Below are 2,943 nucleotides of genomic sequence, written 5' to 3'. Positions count from 1 at the left end.
TTTAAAGGTGCAATTTGTATTTTATCTGCATAGATTTCAACATCTGGCAATAATTGATTTTGAATCAAATGATTTACCTTAGAGAGTTGCTCTTCCATTAACTCAAATCGTTCCTGTAAATACTGATTTATGTTGGTTGGAATTGTTAGTGGAACTTGATGTTTCTCCTTTAATTCTTTCCATTTTTCTTGAGGTAAAAGATATTCTTCAAAATCTTTATATTGTCTACTTCCTACAACCCACATGTCCCCAGAACGAAGATGATTACATAATTCTGAAAAGATACCGAACTCATAGTAATGACGATCAATACCATTCTCTTTAATTACATGCTTGAACCATTTCGATTTGAGAAAATCCATTGGAGCTGTTTCAGGGATTTTTCTTTTTCCTGTTTGGTTTATTTCTTTCAACATCTCTAGGGCCTGAAATAAAGTATGGCTCGCTTTAGAGGCTTTAAATACATACGTTCTTAATAATCTAGGTGCAAACTTCCGGAAATGTCCATAATGATTATCTAGTAGATCTAAATAGTCAAATTCTGCTGGTCTGGATAGTTCTTCAGCCTGTTCTACTGATTGTACAAATTGTTCCCACGAAATGATAGATTGTAAAGATTCAAATGGGTCTTGTTCTAATTCTTTTGCTTCAATTAAAGCCTTTCCAACTTTTGCGTATAAACGAACCTTTTCATTAATCGCTTTTCCGTCCTTTTGAAAATGTTCCTTATGTTTCTTTTCTCCACGATTAAACATTCTACCCATTAGTTTTTCAAGCATCTCTATTCCCTGATCTGTTAAAAAAGCATATATATGAATGAGAAAAGCCATAAGAGTTGCATGTCGTTTGAGCTCATGAAACCTAGATAAATGTTGATTAGAATAACGTGATCCTTCACGTGCCATCTGTAGCAATCGATTCTGATGCACTTCTCTGCCGTTCTCTAAAGGTAAATTTAATTCTTGGATAAACTCTATTCGATCCATAATCTTGTGAAAATTTTTAACGGAAACAACACCTGAAGGTTGTCGAAGCCATGATAAATACGAAAACCTGTATCCTTTTCCTACACTTAATAACTTGTCTAGTTGCTTACATTGAGAAGAAGTAAGATTTCTTGTTAATTGTTTAAAAATCTTTCTATGTGCTCGTTCACGTACAGCCCATGCTACATGTTCAACTGCATATATGGCTGGAAGAATGATTTTTCTTTTCCTCATTTCTGTAATAAGAGCATCTACTAAAAGATGGCCTTGATCTGTTTTCATTGCCATTGGGAGAAGCCAACGTGCTAGCTCTCGATATTCTTTTAAAGTAAATGTCCGAAATCCTAATGTATTTCTGATTTTACTCAAGTGTTCTCGCCGCGTTGCATCACGCCCACGTGCATAGTTCTGTATAGCTGAAGGTAAAATTCTTAGTTGTTTAGCAATTGTATGTACAATAAAATCTGGAATTGTTTCATTTGCAGATAATGGTCTCCCAGGAAAGCGTAAGTAAGAAATTTGTATGGCAAAACCTAATCGATTGGCAGCACCGCGTTGTTTATTTATAATTTGCAATTCTTCATCAGATATTGTGTAATATCGTAGAATTTCTCTCTCGTCCATATGCTCAGGAACTTCATAAAAGTATTCCCTTTGTTCTGCAGTAAGAAGCTCTCTCGTTTTCAACTTCCCATTTCCCTTCGTATAGTTGTAGTATTTATTGTAGGGGTAGTTAAATATTTCAGAAATTAAAATTATTCATATTTAAGTAGATAAAATATATATAATAGAATGTGCCTAGTTAACAGTTACATATGCAACTGTCATCGCCCTCCTATGCTAAAGGGCTCCTCTTTTCATTGCGTTTCTATTTTGTCCTCCTTAACATGTATTGAGGTTTTTTCATGAAATTATATGCAAACAAAAAGAAAAGCGAGCTCTTTTATCTCGCTTTTCTTATATACAAGGGATTTAATGACAGATTATTTATAGTATACAATAAATATGTACAACATATATCCATTTTACTATTTTCTCAATACCGATTTTGATACTATTACATTATATTTATTATTATATATTTACTATATGTTTTTTAGACTAAAAAACATACGGACCGAACTTTTTATGTTAATTAGACTACATGGTTGTAAGAAAGGATTGTTGGTAGAATGGTATTTACAGATTTAGAACGCTCTCTACAACAGGGGTTTCTCACTGATATTCGAGGAATTGTTCGTACGCTTCTTCAGGATATGGACTATGTTGTTGTAGAGGAAGATAGATCTTTTATTACGGATGCGTTTGTCGAGCAAGTAATAGTCCATCTAGAAAAAACACGTTTTTTTCAGAAGTGGATAGAAGTGGATTTTTCTGCTGTTGAGCTAACAGAGCTATTGCAACAGATGGAACACTCTATGCGGAGAAGAAAGTCTACCTTAAGACAGCGGAACTATTTTAACAGTTTACTACATGATTTAAGTCTGCGAGAAGATATTCCAAAGGATTATTTATGTATGAAAAAGAGACTATTGCAATTGGAGCACCTGAAGGAACAGCAGAAAAAGGAAAAACTTCAAAATTCGGTCTCTACGAAGCAAATTAAAGTATTAAAAATTTCTTGGAGGAAAACGTTTGGACACGCATTAGAAATACCAGAGAATATAAAACAGAGTGAAGTAAATGAGTTATTTAGTAAGATACAAAGAGGAAATAGGGAGAATTTTGAGGAATAATATAGTTATAAGAATATAGATACTTAGATGAAGCCCTTGCATATATAAAACATTGGCGGAACAAATAGATGATATTAGGATATAAAAAACGTTCATCCAAAAAGGGGAAGAGATTATGCCAAAAGCTTTCTATATGGATATTGAGTATTACGAGAGACCTGCAGATATATTGCGGATGCTTGGACATCCTATGCGTTTGATGATCGTTCGAGAATTAATTT

Annotated in this window: 2 protein-coding genes and 1 pseudogene; 2 read left to right on the top strand and 1 reads right to left on the bottom strand. The window is 33.6% G+C overall.

The window, feature by feature from the left end; all coding sequences use genetic code 11:
- A partial coding sequence (locus ACQGS6_RS25680) for a DUF4158 domain-containing protein (protein ID WP_426965823.1) occupies positions 1-1,673 on the bottom strand: 1,673 nt, incomplete at its 3' end.
- Between the two features lie 485 nt (positions 1,674-2,158).
- Here ACQGS6_RS25680 and ACQGS6_RS25675 point away from each other — a divergent pair.
- Together ACQGS6_RS25675 and ACQGS6_RS25670 are read left to right on the top strand one after the other, a co-directional pair.
- A complete protein-coding gene (locus ACQGS6_RS25675; protein WP_426965822.1) occupies positions 2,159-2,722 on the top strand; it encodes a hypothetical protein in 564 nt (187 codons plus the stop codon).
- 115 nt (positions 2,723-2,837) lie between these two features.
- Positions 2,838-2,943, top strand: a pseudogene (locus tag ACQGS6_RS25670) (ArsR/SmtB family transcription factor); the annotation flags it as partial.

The sequence above is a fragment of the Bacillus sp. GMs2/2 genome (assembly GCF_050172095.1).
GTDB classification, from domain to species: Bacteria; Bacillota; Bacilli; order Bacillales; family Bacillaceae_G; genus Bacillus_A; species Bacillus_A cereus.
The sequence above is the reverse complement of the archived record's forward strand: the minus strand, read 5'-3'. Positions and strand labels throughout refer to the sequence as shown.